Raw genomic sequence first — 17,044 nt, forward strand, 5'->3', positions numbered from 1 at the left:
CCCGGGGCCGCCGTCCGCGGCGCCCATGGTTCAGCCTCCACTGTTTATACAGCCTGTGCTGTCTATACAGCAAGCCGTGTACAATGGTTTTCATGTTGACCTCCGAGCAGCGCCTGTCCGCCATCCAGCGGCTCGGCCGCGCCCTGTCCGACCCCACCCGCTGCCGCCTCCTGCTGGCGCTCCTCGACGGTCCCCACTACCCCGCCCAACTCGCCGACCAACTGGGGCTCACTCGCCAGAACGTCTCCAACCACCTCGCCTGCCTGCGCGACTGCGGCCTGGTGAGCACCTCCGCGCGCGGGCGCCAGGTCAGCTACGCGCTCGTGGACGACTCCCTGGCCCACGCCCTGGAGGACCTCCTGCGCGTGGTGTGGGGGACCGCGCAGCCGCACGAGGCTCCCGGCGAGCCCCGGTCCGCCTGAGCGCCGCCCCGGGCGCACGGCTCCCCGCCGCCGCAGGTCCGGGTGTCCGGCTTCCCGCCGCGCCCGTCCCGTCACCCCCGGTGTCCCCGTGTTCCGCGTGTCCGGGGCCGTTTTCCGGTTGGCCGGAAGTTGCCACCGTGATGTCCGTTACAGGGCGCGCCCTTCTCGCGGGCGCGGGAAGCCGCATTTCATCCCATCCGGCTCCGACTTACGGATGAGGACACCTACTTTGGTCAGAAACCGACCCTGCCAGAAGGCTGACGCATCCCTGAGACTTCCCTGAATCGCGCGGGGGGAGCCCCAAGTCCCGATATAACGCGACGTATGGTGAGTAGTGCGCCCGGCAGGTGCACGAGGCCCGGGAGAGGCGGCAGACACGGCCGCCCCGCACCCGGCAGCCGGACACCGGCACCCCTGTCACCACACCTTCGATCCCGGTCCCAGAACCGGCGGACGACCGTGTGCTGCCCCGGCGCGTACACGCGCTCGACGACCCACACATCACGGCCCGCCCCGTGTCCGCAGTGAACTAGGAGCGAGAACCTCTCATGTCCAGATCGGCCGCAAGGGCCCGCGCCGCGGGTCTCCCCCGGACGGGGACCGCTGCCACCAGCGTGGAAGGGACCCAGGTATGAACCGCGCCGCGGTCATGTCGCTCGGCAACCGGGCACTGGTCCTGCTCATCACCCTGGCAGTCCTCTTCTTCGGAGTCCTCGCAGCGGCGTCGGCCAAACGCGAGCTCTTCCCCGACATGTCCCTGCCGATGGTGATGGTCTCCGGCACCTACCAGGGGGCCGCCCCCCGGGTGGTGGAGAGCCAGGTCACCGAGCCGCTGGAACAGGCCGTCCAGAGCGTCCCGGGCGTCACCACGGTCACCTCGACCTCCAGCACCGGCTCCTCCCAGGTCACGGTCGAGTTCGACTACGGCCAGAACCAGGACGACCTCGTCCGCCAGACCCAGATCGCCGTCGACCAGGTCGCGGGCATGCTCCCCGAGGGCGTCGACACCAGCGTCATGTCCTTCAGCACGGACATGATGCCGGTCGTGATGCTCGCGGCGGGCGCCGCCGACGGCGACGACCAGGCCATGGTCGACCCGCTGGAGACCCACCTCATCCCCGAGCTGGAGTCCGTCGAGGGCGTGCGCTCGGCGACGCTCACCGGCGCGGTGGAGTCCGACGTGGTCGTCACGCCGGACGAGGACGAACTAGCCGAGAACGGCCTGTCCCCGCAGAGCCTCGTGGACGCCCTGCAGTCCAGCGGCCTGCTCCAGCCGGGCGGGGACGTCGAGTCCGACGGCCGCAGCCTGAGCGTGACCACCGGTGACCAGTTCACCTCGATCGAGCAGGTCGAGGAGGTCTGGCTCCAGCCCGCCGCCGCGGGCGCGGACATGTCCGCCGCGGCGCCCGGCGCGCCCCCGGCCGCCCCGGCCGAGCCGGTCCGGCTCTCCGAGGTCGCCGACGTCGAACTCGTCCAGGACGAGGCCGCCAGCCTGGCGCGCGTCAACGGCGACCCGAGCATCGGCGTCATGGTCATGAAGACCCCAGACGGCAACACCGTCGAGGTCTCCGAGGGAGTCCAGGCGGTCCTGGACGAGCAGGCCGACGTCCTGGGCGAGGACATCGACATCAGCGTGGTCTTCGACCAGGCCCCCTACATCAACGAGTCCATCGTCGCGATGCTCGAAGAGGGCGGCATGGGCCTGCTGGCCGCCGTGATCGTCATCCTGGTCTTCCTGTTCTCGATCCGCTCCACCCTGGTGATCGCGGTGTCGATCCCGGTCTCGGTGCTGATCGGGTTCCTGGGCATGCAGGCGTTCGACTTCTCGCTGAACATGCTCACCCTCGCCGCCATCACCATCTCCATCGGACGCGTGGTGGACGACTCCATCGTGGTCCTGGAGAACATCCGCAGGCACCTGGACTACGGCAAGGAGCGGATGGCCGCGGTCAAGCAGGGCGTGCGCGAGGTCGCCGCCGCCGTGGTCTCCTCCACGCTCGCGACCATCGCCGTGTTCCTGCCGCTGGCCTTCGTCGGCGGCCAGGTCGGCGAGATCTTCCTGCCGTTCGCGGTCACCGCCAGCCTGGCCCTGGCCGCCTCCCTGGTCGTCTCCATCACCCTCATCCCGGTGCTGTGCTACTGGTTCATGAGCCCCAGGGACATCGGGGACGCCACCCAGGAGGAGATCGAGCGCGAGGAGTACGAGCGGGAGATGCGCGGCCCGCTCCAGCGCGCCTACCTGCCGGTCATCCGCTGGATCACCACCAAGCGCAGGACCGCCACGATCATTACGCTCCTCGCCAGCGTCGTCATCTTCGGCGGCACGGTCGTCATGGCCAACGGCATCGAGACCGACTGGATGGGCCAGTCCGAGGAGAACACCTACCAGGTCGTCCAGGAGCTGCCCCCGGGCACGTCCCTGGAGGTCGCCGACGAGGAGGCGGCCAAGGTCGAGGACCTCCTCGCCGGTTACGCCTGGGTGGAGTCCTACCAGACCAACGTCGGCGGCGGCGGTATGGCCGCCATGATGGGCGGCGGCGGTGCGGCCCAGGTGGACTACAGCATCACCGCCGACCCCGACACCGACCAGGCCCGCAACCGCGAGGTGCTGCGCACGGCCCTGGAGGACCTGGACACCGAGTACGAGCCGCGCCTGAGCGCCATGGCCGCCATGGGCGGTTCGGGCATCGAGGTGCGGGTCAGCGCCGACGACCAGGACACCCTGGCCGAGGCGGCCGGGATGGTCGAGGAGGAGCTGCGCGGCATCGACGGCGCCGACGACGTCGCCAACAGCATCTCCGAGTCCCAGCCCGCGCTGGAGGTCCGCGTCGACGGCGAGGAGGCCGCCGAGCGGGGCATGACCGAGGCCATGATCGGCCAGCAGGTCACCGCCGCCTTCAACGGGCAGAACGTCGGAACCGTCACCCTCGACGACACGCGCCGCGACATGGTGGTCCGCGTCGACGAGGCGCCCCGGACCGTGGCCGAGCTGGAGGACCTGCCCGTCACGGGGTCGACCGGCCAGGCGGTCCCGCTGTCCGACGTCGCCGAGGTGACCGAGGTGCAGCAGCCGCCGGAGCTCACCCGCATCGACGGCATCACCAGCGCCACCGTGTCGGCGAGCGCCACCGGTTCCGACCTGGGCGCGGTGAGCGCCGAGATCACGCAGGCCCTGGACACCATGGACCTGCCCGAGGGCGCCACCGCGACCCTGGGCGGCGTCAGCCAGGACCAGAGCGAGGGCTTCGCGCAGCTGATGCTGGCGATGGTCGCCGCGATCGTCATCTGCTACCTGATCATGGTGGCGACCTTCAAGAGCCTGCTCCAGCCGCTGATGCTGCTGATCTCGGTGCCGTTCGCGATCACCGGTTCGCTGGCGCTGCTGCTGGTCACCGGCACCCCGCTGGGTGTGGCGGGCATGGTCGGCATGCTGATGCTCATCGGCGTGGTGATCACCAACGCCATCGTCCTGATGGACCTGATCAACCAGAACCAGAACAACGGGATGCCGCTCAGGGAGGCGATCGTGGAGGGTGCCCGGCACCGTCTGCGTCCCATCCTCATGACGGCGCTCGCGACCGTCGCGGCGCTGACCCCGATGGCCCTGGGCATCACCGGCGGCGGGGCGTTCATCTCCGCGCCGCTGGCGATCGTGGTGATCGGCGGTCTGCTGTCCTCCACCGTGCTCACGCTGATCCTGGTCCCCGTCCTCTACCAGCTGGTGGAGTGGGGCAGGCAGCGCGGCGCGGCCCGCAGGCAGGCGCGCCGCGAGCTGCGCAGGGAGCGCAAGGCCGCGGCCGCCGGGGCCGAGCGCACCAAGGAGCCGGTCGGCTGATCCCAGGCCGTTCCCGGTTCGGGGGCGTCCCGCGCACTGCGCGGGGCGCCCCTCGCCGTTGCCCGGGCGGTCGGCTTCGCGCCTGCGGGGCGTCGACCGGCCGCAATGATGCGAACATGAGTTCGAACGGGAAAAATTCGACAAAAGTGTTTTATGGAACGACTTGGCGGTAGTGGGCTGGTATCCGCGCCCGGCCCGCCGGGCGGGAAGGGCGCGGTCGCCGTGCCCCGTGGGCCTGCGGGGCTGGAGACGCGGAGTGCAGCGTCCGCCTTCGCGTACGCAGAGTGATCGCACGGGGATCGAAAGATATTTGTCGTGCGACAACTTTTTTCGCCCCGTCGCTTTTGAAGGCGTTTCTGAGGGAACGTACTCCTCGCACGGCGACCGTCCCCCGCCCGACCAGAGCTCCCGACACCGCGTCAGGAGAGAGGGCCGAGCCGCAGGTGCTGACAGGCGACACAAGCACAGAAGGACAGAGCACCGGGGGTCCTCTCTTGTCCGAGAACAGCGCCCAAAAGTCCCAAGCCGCCGCAGACCGCACGACCGTCATCCCCAGGCCCCGCAGGCCGATGCCCGGAGAGGACGCCACGGCGGAGGAACTGCTGTCCGTACTCGGAGGGCTGGGGGAGGGCGACCCGCGGGCCAACGGACTGCGTGAGCGGGTCATGGCCCTCTACCAGCCCCTGATCAACAAGATCGCGCGCCGCTACGGGGGGCGCGGCGAGCCGCTGGATGACCTGAAGCAGACCGCGATGGTGGGGTTGGCCAAGGCCGTGCACGGCTACGACCCGGACCGCGGCAAGCCCTTCATCTCCTACCTGCTGCCCACGGTGACCGGGGAGATCAAGCGGCACTTCCGCGACCACACCTGGGCGGTGCGGGTGCCGCGCCGCCACCAGGAGAACCGGGTGAAACTGCGCCGGGTCACGAGCGAGTTCCAGCAGGAGCACGCGCGCACGCCCACGATCGCGGAGCTGGCCCACGAGATGGGGCTGCCCGAGGCCGAGGTCAGCGAGCTGGCGCAGGTCTCGGAGTCCTACCGGTCGCTGTCGCTGGACGCGCCCGACTCCTCCGACGCCGAGGGGCAGGAGGGCACGCGTCTGGAGGACCACCTGGGCTGTGAGGACGCGGCGCTGGACCGGGTGGTGGAGCGCGAGTCGCTCAAGCCCGCGCTGGCGCGGCTGCCCGCGCGGGAGCGGGAGATCCTGCGGTTGCGGTTCTTCGGGGACCACACCCAGTCCGAGATCGCGGACCGGTTGGGCTACTCGCAGATGCACGTGTCGCGGTTGCTGTCGGGGGTGCTGGAACAGCTGCGCGAGGAGGTCGGCGGGCACGCGCCCGGCCGCTCCTGAGACCTTCCGGAGGGGGCCGCGGGGGCCCTCCTCCGGACAGGCGGGAGAGGAGCCTCCCTGGCCGGCGCTCCGCGGGGCGTGCGGGACCGGACCTCGCTCCGGTACCTGTGTCGGGCGCGGCGCCCTCAGCGGCGGACGCCCCGGTACCTCATGCGGGTGCGCAGCGGCAGCGCCGAGACGTAGCGGCCCAGGCGGTCGGCGTAGTCATCGGTGGTGATCTGCGCATGAGCGCTCCTGGCTGTCTCACGGGTGTCCTTGTCACCGCTGACCAGCAAGGGGAACAGCAGATCACCGCGGCGCAGCGCCGATGCCGCGTCCTCGCGGACGCCGCTGTCGGAGTGGGACAGCAGTCTGTGGAGCATGCGCATCGCCCGCTCCGGACTGCGGGTGTCGGCGCCCAACGGCGGCAGCATGTCCAGGGCCGCCCGGAGGACGTCGGTCGGCGGGCGGAGCCCGATCAGCCCCCGGACGGCCTGGAGGCCGTCGGGGCGGGCCGAGACCAGATCCGCCAGCCGCGCGTCCAACTCTCCGCCGAACACCCCCGGCGAGCGAAGAGCCAGCCCGATCACCGACGCCAGAAGCGGAGGCGTGAGAACGCGGGTGGCGAGGTCGGGATACGTGTCAGGTTCGGCCCGCTGGCCCCGCTCCATCTGCTCCAGGGCGTCGACGGCCCGCCAGCCGACGGACCTCTCCCCGTCGACCGCCAGGAGGAGCAGGACCTCGGTCCAGGCCGGGTCGGGATCGTGGCCGTCGGCTCGCCACACACGGACCACGCCCTCGATCGCGGCCCACCGCACCTCGTGGAACGGTCCTGGGCGGCTTCGAGGAAGACCGACACCGGGACGTTGCCGTGTCTGGCCAGGAGCCTCATCAGGTTGGCGCGCCCTTGCGGGCTGTGCTCGGTGCGCCAGCGCTCTTGGGCGCGTTCGGACGAAACGCCGTGGACCGTGATCGTGTCGATGAGGTCATCGACCATCGCCCCGTTGGGCAGCATGCGGGCCAGGGCGTCCAGCAGGGGCCCCACCGCCCGGTCGTCAGGCGTCTGACGCAGAGCGGCGGCGGCGTAGGGGACGCAGGCGTCGTCGTCCAGCGCGGCGATGAGCACGGCGGCAGCGAGTTCGTCGCTGATCCGGGCCAGAGCCTGGACCAGCCCCTGGCGCAGATCGAGGGACTCGCGGTCATACCTCGCGCGGTCGGGGACACCGTGGTGGTCATGGGGGTGGTGCGAGGACGCGAGCAGCGCCTGCAACCGATCGATGAGCGCGGGGACGACGCGCGGGCCTCTGCGCCGGAGTTCGGCGATCGCCATGTCCCGGTGGCTGGGCTGGCTTCCGTGGGTCCGCCACAGCTCCAGGTGTTCGATCAGGCTGTCGACATCCTCGGTCATGTCGTCAGTACACCACGGGGCGTTGGGCCCTTCCACGGGGTGTGGAGGCCGGTGATTCCCTGTAGCGCTTCGCGGAGTCGAAGACGGGTCCTCAAGGTCTGGGGGTTCCGCCGTCACCCCGGTATCACGGGGTCGCGAAACGACCGGAAACAAGAGGGGCCAGCCGGAACCACCGACGGGCCCCGCCTGGGGCGTTACCCGCAGTTCGGGTGGGCTTTCAACCCCGCAAACCCCCACAGTCGGGGCGTTCGGGCCCTTGGCGCTGCGTCACCGGAGCGGCGATTTGTGCTATCCGCGCACTCCAGGCAGGCTGCGTCCCATGGATGAAACGAACAAGAGCCTCGACGACCTGGTCCGCGACGAGCTGGGCGAGGAACCGTCGCAGGAGGCCAAGGACTACGCGCGCGAACTCTACGAGCGCTACCGACTGCCCGCGCCCGGCCAGGACGGCGGTGCGGCGGCGCCCCCGAGGGCCGGCGCCGAGGAGTAGGCGCGCTCTCCCGGACGCGGCGGCGTACCGGCGCGGCCCCGAGCAGTCCGTGCTCCGGGGCTCCGCTCCGCTTCGCTCCGTGTCCGGGGGAGTGGGCCCGCCCACGGGGCGGGCGGCGACCCGTGTACCGGGTCAGTCGGAGAGGACGGCCTCGTCTGCGTCCTCCGCCGGGGTGTCGCACCCGCGGTCCCACACGAGCTCGAACCAGACCTTGCGACCCATCCCGTCACCGCGGGGCTCGGTGCCCCACTTGCTGGAGAGCGCCTCGACCAGATCCAGGCCCCGACCGTGCTCGGTGGTGTCGTAGGGGTCCCGGTGCTGGGGCTCGGGCGCCTCGGCCACGTTGCCCAGGTCCCGCACCTCCACCCGGGCCCACCCGGGTGCCAGGTGGACACAGACCTCGAACTTGCCGGTGGCCCGGCCCGAGGCGCTGTGCGTGATGGCGTTGGTGGCCAGCTCGCTGGTGAGCAGCGTCGCCGTGGTCAGCTCCGGTGAGGCGACCAGCTGCCGGGCGACGAACCTCCTCGCGTAGGCGATCTGGCTCGGCAGGCCGGGGAAGCGCCGCCGCGCCGGTCTGGAGGCGGTCTCTGTGCTGTACGGGGTGCGCTCTTCCATGGAACTCGCCGGACGTTGAAAGGGACGGGACGAAGACAGCGGGACCTGGAGTGCGTCCGGCTGCGAGGAGGCGGCCCCGCAGGTGGGGTCGTGTGTGTGGAGCACGACGGGGGGACTGTGGGGTGCTGCGGTGTCACACATTGGGTTCACTCCCCGAGGACGTGTGTTCGCGGCGGGCATGGCAACGGAAGTGCCGGGCCCTCGAAGGCGTCCGTGCCCGTGTAACGGGTCACGGCGCGGTGTGGCCGCACGGGCCCGGGCCCCCTGGGACAGGGAGGGGTGCGTCGGTGTGCCACGCGTCACGCGCAAGGGCGGCGACAGGAGGGAGGAGGGAAGCCGCGAGACTTCCTCCGAGGCGGTGGTGGGTCCTGGGAGCGGGCCGGGGTGGTGGGTCATGTCGGGTGGCGGATGTGCCCTACGACACTGAAGGGCGTATTCGCGCTTAGCATACGCTCCGTGCCTCCCCGGAAACCCAGCTGACCTGGCTTGGCCAGGATAACCCCGGCTGAGCTGGAAAAAGGGGCTGTTCGGTCGGATCGCGGGGGTGGCCGGGCGCGGATATGGGCCGTGTTTCGGAACTGGTGGGGCCTGTGAGTATGGATAACGATTAGGTCAAGCTCTGCGAAATTCTGTGCCTCCCACGGTCTTGCGCGCTTGTGTCCGACCGGCCAGGGTGTGGACATGCCCTCCCGCGCGCCCCTGCCCCCCGGTCTCGGCGTCGAGATCGACCGCGCGGCGCGCCTGGCCGACGAGGGGCACGTCCTCGTCGGCGGTAGCCCGCCGCGGGCGGTGCGCCTCACCCCGGAGCGGGTCAGCGCGCTGATCCGCTGGTTGAGCCGGGCGGTGCCGCGGAACGCGGAGGAGGGCCTGTTCGCCCGCGACCTCATCGGGGCGGGCCTCGCCCACCCCCGTCCTCTACCCCTCGCGCCGGGGGACACGGTAGAGGTGGCCGTCGTCGGACGGGCCGACTCCGCCGCGCTGCACGCCACCCTGGACCACCTCGACGAGCACCGCCACGGGACCCGGACCGTGGTCGTCGGGGCCACCGGGCCCGAAGCCCGTGCGGCCCGCGGCCGGGGCGCCCGCGTCGTCCCCGGTCCGGCCGGGGGAGCCGGGGACCGGGCGGCGGCGCTGCGCGCGTGCTCCGCCGAGTTCGTGGCCCTGGTCGAGGCGGGCACCCGCCCCGGCCCCGGGTGGCTGGAGACCGCGCTCGGCCACTTCGCCGACCCGGACGTGGCGGCCGTGGTGCCCCGGGTCCTGACCGACCGCTCCGCCTGCCTGGGCCACACGCGGATGACCGTGGCCGCCGTCGCCGCCCGCGGGACTGGCGCGGACCGGGGCGCCGACCCCGCCCCCGTCCTGCCCTGGGGGCACGCCCTGCCCTGGCAGGAGCGCCCGGGACCGGCCAACGGGCACACCGACCCGCTGCGCCCGGTCCCCGTCCTGCTGCTGCGCCGCCGCGCCGCCGACCTCGACCCCGGCCTCGGCGCCGCCGCCGGGCTCGACCTGCTGTGGCGGCTCGCCGAACAGGGCTGGTCGGTGCGGTACGAGCCCCGCTCCAGGGTGTGGGCACCGCCGACCACCGACCTGGGCGCGTACCTGCGCGCCTGCTTCACCTCCGGGGCGGTCGCCGGTCCCCTGGCCCGCCGACGCGGCGCATGCGCGGCCGGACCCGCGCTGTCCTGGCCGGGCGCGGCAGGGCTCGCCCTGCTGTTCGCGGGACGGCCCGCTGCGGCCCTGGCCGCCGGTGCGCTGGGCGGCGCGGCGGTGACGGGCGCCCTCGTGGCCGGGGCGGGCACCCCGCTGCCCGAGGCGGTGCGGTTGGCCGGGCTGGACCTCGCGCACACCGTGCGCACGGGCACGCGCGCGGTCCGTACGGCCTGGTGGCCGCTGGCCGCGGCGGTGGTGGGCGCCGCGGTGCTCCGGCGGCGCGGTCGCGTGATCCCGGGCGTGCCCGGTCCGACCGCCACGGACCCGCTCGCGGGCCGGGACCGGTCGCCGCGGCGAGGCGGTGCCGCAGGACGCGCGGGCCGCGCAGCCCTGGCCGCGGGAGCGGCCCTGGTCGTGCCGCACCTGGCGTCCTGGCACCGGGGCAGGGGCGCCGCTCTGACCGGTCCGGTGACCTGGACGGCCCTGGGGATGGCTGGCGACGCGGCGCGTTCCCTGGGCACCTGGTGGGGGATCGCGCGGTCGGGTTCGCCCGCGCCCCTGGTGCCACGGCTCGTGCCCCCGGCCGCGACCGGCACGGCCGCGCCGGAGCGCTCCGGCCGCACGCGCGGCGCGCGGGGACCCGAGGAAGGCTCAACAGCGGCCGTGAGCCGGGCTTAACCCCTCCGGGGCGTGCGGGGCAGACCCTTCCGTGCGGACCACGGGTGTTCTCCGAGTACTTCCGCGCCTTTCGTGAAACCGTCCTGTGGTGGCACCCGACCCGGGGGAGGGAGGTTTCGACCATGCTGAGTTAGATTACCGTTGAGAGACATTTTTGTGGTCGTATGTCCGAATGTGGGGCCGCCGGAGGCGCGCCCACGGAGGGCATGGAGTGTGTTTTCCCAGCTCACGCCAGTTGTCGGTTACTGTGCAGAGTTATTTCATTGCAGAACGTGCGAAACTTGACAAATTGACTGCAATCGGGTGCTCAAATGGGCACTGTTGTCTTTTCTTGATGCAGTGTTTACCGTCGAGTGTCTAGCTCATCGCAGACTCTTGACATTCCGGTCACGGATCGTGAACCGGGCGCAAGCGTGTTTCGGCAGTCACCGGGAGCGACCCCCGCCGGTGGTCGCGGGATCGCGAAGGCTTAACGATGCCATCCACCGATGGCATCGTTCTCGCGCTTCGGACCCCCGGCCGCAGGCGTCCCCGGTGACGACCGCGCACAACAGGACGAGTGCCGGGCTCGGCCGTGAGGTTCGGAGATAGTTTTGGGCAAGTTCCTGGCCAGGCGGCTGCTGAACTACGTCGTGCTGATCTTTCTCGCGACGAGTTTCGCCTACCTGCTCGCCGCGACGAACCTCTATCCGCGCGGCTACTTCGAGCAGATGCAGCCGCCGCCGACGCCGGAGGCGGTCAACGCCCAACTGGACGCGCTCAACCTCAACGACCAGGCGCCGCTCGCCGAGCGCTACGTCACCTGGCTCGGCGGGGTTGTCCAGGGCGACTTCGGCAAGACCATCCAGGGCGGCGACGTCACCGACCAGATGTGGATGAAGGCGGGCGTGACCCTGCGCCTGATCACGGTCGCCACCATCCTCGGCAGCGTGATCGGCATCGCGGTGGGCGCCTACGCCGCCGTGCGCCAGTACCGGCGCTTCGACAAGGCGGCCACAGCGGCCTCCTTCTTCGTGCTGTCGGTGCCCACGGTGGTCATCGCGATCGTCGTCCAGGTGCTCGCCGTCACGATCAACGACGGCCTCGGCTTCCAGCTGTTGCGTTACTCCGGCGAGTACGCGGCGGGCTTCGACGGAACGTGGTGGGAACTGCTGCTCAACCGCGTCCACCACGCGATCCTGCCCACGATCGTGCTGGCCGTCGCGCTCTTCGCCTCGTTCGCGCGCTACCAGCGCAACATGATGCTGGACGTGCTCAACGCCGACTTCGTCCGCACCGCCATGGCCAAGGGGCTCACGCGCCGAAAGGCCCTGTTCAAACACGCCCTGCGCACCGCGCTGATCCCCACCATCACCTACTTCACCTTCACGTTCGGCGCCCTCGTGTCGGGGGCCACGTTCACCGAGAAGATCTACGGCTGGCACGGCATGGGCGCGTGGCTGATCGACTCCATCTTCCGCCAGGACGTCCACGTGGTCGCAGCCGTCTCCTGGTTCATGGCGATCACGATCATGGCGGCGTCCTTCCTCTCGGACATCCTCTACGCCTGGCTGGACCCGAGAGTGCGGGTGTGACCGTGTCCCCCGCCACCGCCCGCAACGTTCCACCGCGCAGCACCGCGCCAGTTCGGCTGGAGACCACGCCATGAGCACCATCGAGAAGAGCACGGGACCGGGCAGGGCGCCGACCGTGCCTCCGGCGCCCAACCGGCTCAAGGACGTCATACGCCAGCTCATGGGCACCCGGCGGGTCATCGTCGGTGTCGTCATGCTCGCGCTGCTGGCTCTCCTCGCCTTCGTCGGCCCGCTCGTCAGCGGTTGGGAAGTGGGCGAGCGCGACTACGCAGCCCTGCTGGAAGCCCCCTCGGGCGAACACTGGATGGGCACCAACCGGACCGGCCAGGACGTTTTCACCCAGGCCACCGCCGGCCTGCAGAAGTCACTGCTCATCGGGCTGCTGGTCGCGGCGGCCTCCACGGGTGTGGCCGCTCTCGTCGGCGCGTTCGCCGGTTACTTCGGCGGTGTGACCGACCGCGCCCTGATGTGGATCGCCGACCTGGCCCTGGTCCTGCCCAACTTCGTCATCCTGGCCATCCTGTCCACGCACTTCGTCGGCCAGGGCGGCTGGTTCGTGCTGGTCATCCTGCTGGCGGCGTTCAGCTGGATGGTCACCTCCAAGATGGTCCGTGGCCTGAGCATCTCCCTGCGCGAACGCGAGTACATCCACGCGGCCCGGTTCATGGGTGTGCCCTCACACAGAATCATCCTGCGCCACATCCTGCCCAACATGTCGTCCCTGCTCATCGCGGACGCCACGATCATGGTCAGCACCGCCATCATCGGCGAGACCGCCCTGAGCTACTTCGGGCTGGGAGTGCAGTCGCCCGACATCAGCCTCGGCATGGTCATCGCCGAAGGGTCGTCGTTCGCCACCACCGCCCCGTGGATGTTCGCGTTTCCCACGGTCCTGCTGGTGCTGATGGTGCTCGCCGTCAACATGATCGGGGACGGGCTGCGCGACGCCCTCGACCCGCAGTCCAAGTCACGCCGGTCCTAGGGGGCACAACACCATGAGCACTGACACCGTCGCGACCACCGGTGCCGACAGCGGAGCGCCCCTCGGCGACGCCCCGGTCCTGGAGGTCACCGACCTCACCGTCACCTTCGGCGGGCTCAACGGCAACCCCGACGTGCGCGCCGTGCGCGGGGTCAGCTACTCCGTCCGCCGCGGCGAGGTGCTGGGCATCGTGGGCGAGTCCGGCTCCGGCAAGTCCGTCTCCTCGATGGCCGCCATGGGGCTGCTGCCCGAACACGCCCGGATCACCGGCTCCGTGCGCCTGCACGGCGAGGAGATCCTGGGCCTGGACGACCGCGCCATGGCCCGCAAGCGCGGCAAGGTCATCTCCATGGTCTTCCAGGACCCGCTGTCCGGGCTCACCCCCGTGTACACGGTCGGCGACCAGCTCGCCGAGGCCGTCCTGATCCACGACCCCTCCACACCCAAGGCCAGGGCCCGCGCCCGCGCGCTGGAGCTGCTCGAACTGGTCGGCATCCCCAACGCCGAACAGCGCTACCGCTCCTTCCCGCACGAGTTCTCCGGCGGCATGCGCCAGCGCGTCATGATCGCCATGGCCATGGCCAACAACCCCGACGTCATCATCTGCGACGAGCCCACCACGGCCCTGGACGTCACCATCCAGGCGCAGATCCTCGACCTGCTGCGCACCGCCCGCGAGGAGACCGGCGCGGCCATCGTGATGATCACCCACGACCTCGGCGTCGTCGCCGGGTTCGTCGACCGGGTCCTGGTGATGTACGCGGGCCGTCCGGTGGAGACCGGCAGAGTCGACGACATCTACTACCGCAGCAGGATGCCCTACACCATGGGCCTGCTCGGCGCCGTCCCCCGCATGGACCTGGAGAACCAGGGCGCCCTCGTCCCCATCAAGGGCACCCCGCCGTCGCTGTCGGACCTGCCGCCCGGATGCACCTTCGCGCCCCGCTGCCCCCTGGCCCGGCCCGAGTGCGACGCGGCCGAGCCCGAACTCCTCACGATCGGCGCCCAGCCCCCGGGTGAGGAGATCCGTGCGGGTGGGGCCGCGGCGCTGCCCGACGCCGCGGAGGCCGACGCCGACGCCCAGCGGGTGGCGTGCGTGCGCTCCGGGGAGATCACCAGCCGGGGGTGGACCGCCCAGGACATCTACCCGGTGCCGGAGATCCCCGACTCCCCGGCCGCCGCGGTGGACCGCGCGGACCGGGCCGAGATGCTGCGGGTCCGGGACCTGGTCAAGCACCACCCGCTCACCAAGGGCGCGGTGTTCAAGCGCCGGGTGGGCTCGGTCTACGCGGTCGACGGCATCGACTTCGACATCCGCGAGGGGGAGACCCTCGCCCTGGTCGGCGAGTCCGGCTGCGGCAAGTCCTCCACCCTCATGGAGATCATGGACCTGGCCGAGCCGCAGTGCGGCTCCATCTCCGTCATGGGCCGCGACGTCGCCACCCTGGGCCGGGCCGACCGGTTCGCGCTGCGCCGCGACATGCAGATCGTCTTCCAGGACCCGATGAGCTCGCTCGACCCGCGCATGACGGCGTTCGACATCGTCGCCGAGCCCCTGCGCACCCACGGCAGGAGCGTGGACGAGGTCACCCGCCGGGTGTACGAGCTGATCGACCTGGTGGGCCTGAACACCGAGCACGTCACCCGCTTCCCCGCCGAGTTCTCCGGCGGCCAGCGCCAGCGCATCGGCATCGCCCGGGCCCTGGCACTGGAGCCCAGGCTGCTGGTGCTGGACGAGCCGGTCTCGGCCCTGGACGTGTCCATCCAGGCGGGCGTGGTCAACCTCCTCCAGGAGCTCCAGGCCCGCCTGGGCCTGTCCTACCTGTTCGTGGCCCACGACCTGTCCGTGGTCCGGCACATCGCCGACCGCGTCGCGGTCATGTACCTGGGCCGGATCGTGGAGATCGGCGACACCCGCTCGGTCTACTCCCGACCCTCCCACCCCTACACCCAGGCGCTGCTGTCCGCCATCCCGATCCCCGACCCGGAGAAGGAGCGCGCGCGCACGCACATCGTCCTGGACGGCGACCTGCCCAGCCCCGCCGACCCGCCCTCGGGGTGCCGGTTCCGGACCAGGTGCCAGAAGTTCGCCCTGCTCCCCGAGACCGACCGGGAGCAGTGCAGGACCGTCGAGCCCCGGATCCTCGCCGTGAACGAGGGTGACCAGGCGGCAGCCTGCCACTTCGCGGAGCGCTAGGAGGTCGTCCGACCCCGACGACCGGCTCGTCACGGCCAGCGCCGTCCCGCGCGCTGGCTGCATCACCCCAGAGAGGAAATCCCCATGCGAATCGGGAAGGTGCGCTACCTCGCCCCGGCCGTGGCACTGGTTCTCGTGGCCAGCGCCTGCGGCGGAGGCGGAGACGATCAGGAAGACGCCCAGGAGCAGGTGGCCTCCCTCGCCGCCGAGGACCTGAACCCCGCGCCCCGCGAGGACCTGCGGGAGGGCGGCAGCTTCGTGTGGGCCATCAGCGCCTATGACCAGCAGCACAACATGTGGCACACCCAGGGCAACATGGCCAACGTGCGCCGCGTGACCGCCGCGGTGCTGCCCAACCCGACCCGGTACGACGCCGAGGGAACACCCTCTCCCAACGAGGACTTCGTCCTCGATTTCGGGGTCAGCGATGACGGTCTCGAAGTCTTCTACGAGCTCAACCCCGATGCGGTGTGGTCCGACGGTGAACCCGTCACCTCCGGGGACTACGAGGCCCAGGTCAAGACCGTCAGCGGTTCGCGCGAGGGCGACTGGCAGCTCGGCGGCACCGACGGGTACGACCAGATCACCGAGTTCGTCCCCGGAGACGACGCGTACTCCTTCACCCTGAGGTTCGACGAGCCCTTCGCCGAGTGGCCGTCCCTGTTCTCCCCGCTGTACCCCAAGGAGTACATGGAGGACGAGGAGCTCTTCAAGGAGGGCTACGTCAAGGACTACCCCGTCACCGCGGGGCCCTTCGGGAACGTGGAGTTCGACGACGTCACCGAGCGCATCACGATCACGAGGAACGAGGACTGGTGGGGCACCGAGCCGCTGCTGGACGAGATCGTCTTCGACGCCATGGGCACCGACGCCATGGCGGGTGCTTTCAACAACGGTGAGATCGACGGCTTCTACCTCGGTTACGACGCGGCCGGTTACGAGCTGCTCAGAGACCGCGAAGGCACCTACTTCACGCGGGCTGTCAACCACGCCTACCGGTTCGCCTCGCTCAACGGCGCAAGCCCGAACCTGGAGGACGTTCGCGTCCGCCACGCGATCTCCCTGGGCCTGGACACCAGCGCTCTCGCGGAGATCGCCCTGGGCGCGGTCGACTGGCCGATCACCGGTGAGACCAACCGCCTGCTCCGGTCCAGCCAGCACGGCTACCAGGACAACAGCGAGGGGTACGGGGAGTACGACCCCGAGCGTGCGGGGGAGCTGCTCGACGAGGCGGGGTGGACCCTGGAGGAGGGCGCCGAGTTCCGTACGAACGCCGAGGGCGAGACGCTGTCCCTGGACTGGGTGGCCTCGGACGACATGGCCATCGCCCAGGACGAGGCTGAGATCGGCCGCGACATGCTCGCTGAGATCGGCATCGAGGTCAAGGTCCAGCAGGTGCCGAACAACGCCCTGTTCTCCGAGTACGTCATCCCCGGCAACTACGAGGTCGCCACGTACGTTCTCGCCGGTTCCAACCCCTACGCGGGTGACGCCCAGGAGAACTACGGCATGCCGGACGAGGACGGGGAATGGGGCAACAACCTCGCCCGTACCTCGACCGAGGAGATCGACCGGAAGTTCGACGAGATGCGTGCCGAGACCGATCCGGACCGCTACGCCGAACTCGCCAACGAGATCGACCGCCTCCTGTGGGAGGAGGTCGCGACCATCCCCTTCTTCGAGCGTCCCGGTCTCTACGTCATGAACGAGGACCTGCACAACTGGGGAGAGTTCGGCCTGGCCTCCGACTACGTCTACGAGGACATCGGCTGGGCTGCTGAGTAGCCCAGTGACGTCACCGCCCGCCGCCTGAGCGGACGCGCCGGGGCGCCGGTCCCCGCACGGGGACCGGCGCCCTTCGC

Annotated in this window: 12 protein-coding genes; 9 read left to right on the top strand and 3 right to left on the bottom strand. The window is 70.8% G+C overall.

Features of this window, described 5'->3' with window-relative positions; translation table 11 throughout:
* Positions 1-92 precede the first annotated feature (92 nt).
* From cmtR to PV789_RS06580, 3 genes are all read left to right on the top strand, one after another.
* Complete coding sequence (cmtR, locus tag PV789_RS06570; RefSeq protein ID WP_274976586.1) at positions 93-422, top strand: Cd(II)/Pb(II)-sensing metalloregulatory transcriptional regulator CmtR; 330 nt, start codon at positions 93-95, stop codon at positions 420-422.
* A 631-nt stretch (positions 423-1,053) separates the two neighbouring features.
* Positions 1,054-4,257: an efflux RND transporter permease subunit gene (locus PV789_RS06575; protein ID WP_274976587.1), complete on the top strand. Its 3,204-nt coding sequence runs from the start codon at positions 1,054-1,056 to the stop codon at positions 4,255-4,257.
* A gap of 494 nt (positions 4,258-4,751) precedes the next feature.
* Positions 4,752-5,609 (top strand): SigB/SigF/SigG family RNA polymerase sigma factor, encoded by an 858-nt coding sequence (locus PV789_RS06580; RefSeq protein WP_274976588.1) that lies wholly within the window; start codon positions 4,752-4,754, stop codon positions 5,607-5,609.
* Positions 5,610-5,734: 125 nt separating this feature from the next.
* On the opposite strand, the gene PV789_RS06585 is transcribed toward PV789_RS06580, so the two are convergent.
* Complete coding sequence (locus PV789_RS06585) at positions 5,735-6,133, bottom strand: hypothetical protein (protein WP_274976589.1); 399 nt, start codon at positions 6,131-6,133, stop codon at positions 5,735-5,737.
* Positions 6,134-6,174: 41 nt separating this feature from the next.
* Positions 6,175-6,996: a hypothetical protein gene (locus PV789_RS06590; protein WP_274976590.1), complete on the bottom strand. Its 822-nt coding sequence runs from the start codon at positions 6,994-6,996 to the stop codon at positions 6,175-6,177.
* Between the two features lie 319 nt (positions 6,997-7,315).
* On the opposite strand from PV789_RS06590, the gene PV789_RS06595 reads away from it, so the two are divergent.
* A complete protein-coding gene (locus tag PV789_RS06595; RefSeq protein ID WP_013151584.1) occupies positions 7,316-7,486 on the top strand; it encodes a hypothetical protein in 171 nt (56 codons plus the stop codon).
* 132 nt (positions 7,487-7,618) lie between these two features.
* On the opposite strand, the gene PV789_RS06600 is transcribed toward PV789_RS06595, so the two are convergent.
* Positions 7,619-8,101 carry an ATP-binding protein gene (locus tag PV789_RS06600; protein ID WP_274976591.1) on the bottom strand — a complete coding sequence of 161 codons (483 nt, stop codon included), beginning with the start codon at positions 8,099-8,101 and terminating at the stop codon, positions 7,619-7,621.
* A 681-nt stretch (positions 8,102-8,782) separates the two neighbouring features.
* Here PV789_RS06600 and PV789_RS06605 point away from each other — a divergent pair.
* The 5 genes from PV789_RS06605 to PV789_RS06625 all read left to right on the top strand — a co-directional run bounded on the left by PV789_RS06605 (position 8,783) and on the right by PV789_RS06625 (position 16,967).
* Entirely contained in the window at positions 8,783-10,429 is a 1,647-nt protein-coding gene (locus tag PV789_RS06605; RefSeq protein WP_274976592.1) for a family 2 glycosyl transferase, read from the top strand.
* Positions 10,430-11,022: 593 nt separating this feature from the next.
* Complete coding sequence (locus tag PV789_RS06610) at positions 11,023-12,003, top strand: ABC transporter permease (protein WP_274976593.1); 981 nt, start codon at positions 11,023-11,025, stop codon at positions 12,001-12,003.
* Between the two features lie 70 nt (positions 12,004-12,073).
* Complete coding sequence (locus PV789_RS06615) at positions 12,074-12,985, top strand: ABC transporter permease (protein WP_274976594.1); 912 nt, start codon at positions 12,074-12,076, stop codon at positions 12,983-12,985.
* Positions 12,986-12,998: 13 nt separating this feature from the next.
* Positions 12,999-15,182, top strand: coding sequence for an ABC transporter ATP-binding protein (locus tag PV789_RS06620; protein WP_274976595.1), 2,184 nt, complete (start codon positions 12,999-13,001; stop codon positions 15,180-15,182).
* 84 nt (positions 15,183-15,266) lie between these two features.
* On the top strand, positions 15,267-16,967 hold the full coding sequence (locus PV789_RS06625) for an ABC transporter family substrate-binding protein (protein ID WP_274976596.1): 1,701 nt from the start codon (positions 15,267-15,269) through the stop codon (positions 16,965-16,967).
* Positions 16,968-17,044: the final 77 nt, after the last annotated feature.

Origin of the sequence: Nocardiopsis camelliae, from assembly GCF_028993595.1 — a bacterium.
Classification (GTDB): domain Bacteria; phylum Actinomycetota; class Actinomycetes; order Streptosporangiales; family Streptosporangiaceae; genus Nocardiopsis; species Nocardiopsis dassonvillei.

Excerpts from the sequence above, each read along its gene's own strand:
- PV789_RS06620 (WP_274976595.1), top strand. The coding sequence starts at position 12,999 with ATGAGCACTGACACCGTCGCGACCACCGGTGCCGACAGCGGAGCGCCC.
- cmtR (WP_274976586.1), top strand. The coding sequence starts at position 93 with ATGTTGACCTCCGAGCAGCGCCTGTCCGCCATCCAGCGGCTCGGCCGC.
- PV789_RS06600 (WP_274976591.1), bottom strand. The coding sequence starts at position 8,101 with ATGGAAGAGCGCACCCCGTACAGCACAGAGACCGCCTCCAGACCGGCG.
- PV789_RS06595 (WP_013151584.1), top strand. The coding sequence starts at position 7,316 with ATGGATGAAACGAACAAGAGCCTCGACGACCTGGTCCGCGACGAGCTG.
- PV789_RS06625 (WP_274976596.1), top strand. The coding sequence starts at position 15,267 with ATGCGAATCGGGAAGGTGCGCTACCTCGCCCCGGCCGTGGCACTGGTT.
- PV789_RS06590 (WP_274976590.1), bottom strand. The coding sequence starts at position 6,996 with ATGACCGAGGATGTCGACAGCCTGATCGAACACCTGGAGCTGTGGCGG.
- PV789_RS06605 (WP_274976592.1), top strand. The coding sequence starts at position 8,783 with ATGCCCTCCCGCGCGCCCCTGCCCCCCGGTCTCGGCGTCGAGATCGAC.
- PV789_RS06615 (WP_274976594.1), top strand. The coding sequence starts at position 12,074 with ATGAGCACCATCGAGAAGAGCACGGGACCGGGCAGGGCGCCGACCGTG.
- PV789_RS06575 (WP_274976587.1), top strand. The coding sequence starts at position 1,054 with ATGAACCGCGCCGCGGTCATGTCGCTCGGCAACCGGGCACTGGTCCTG.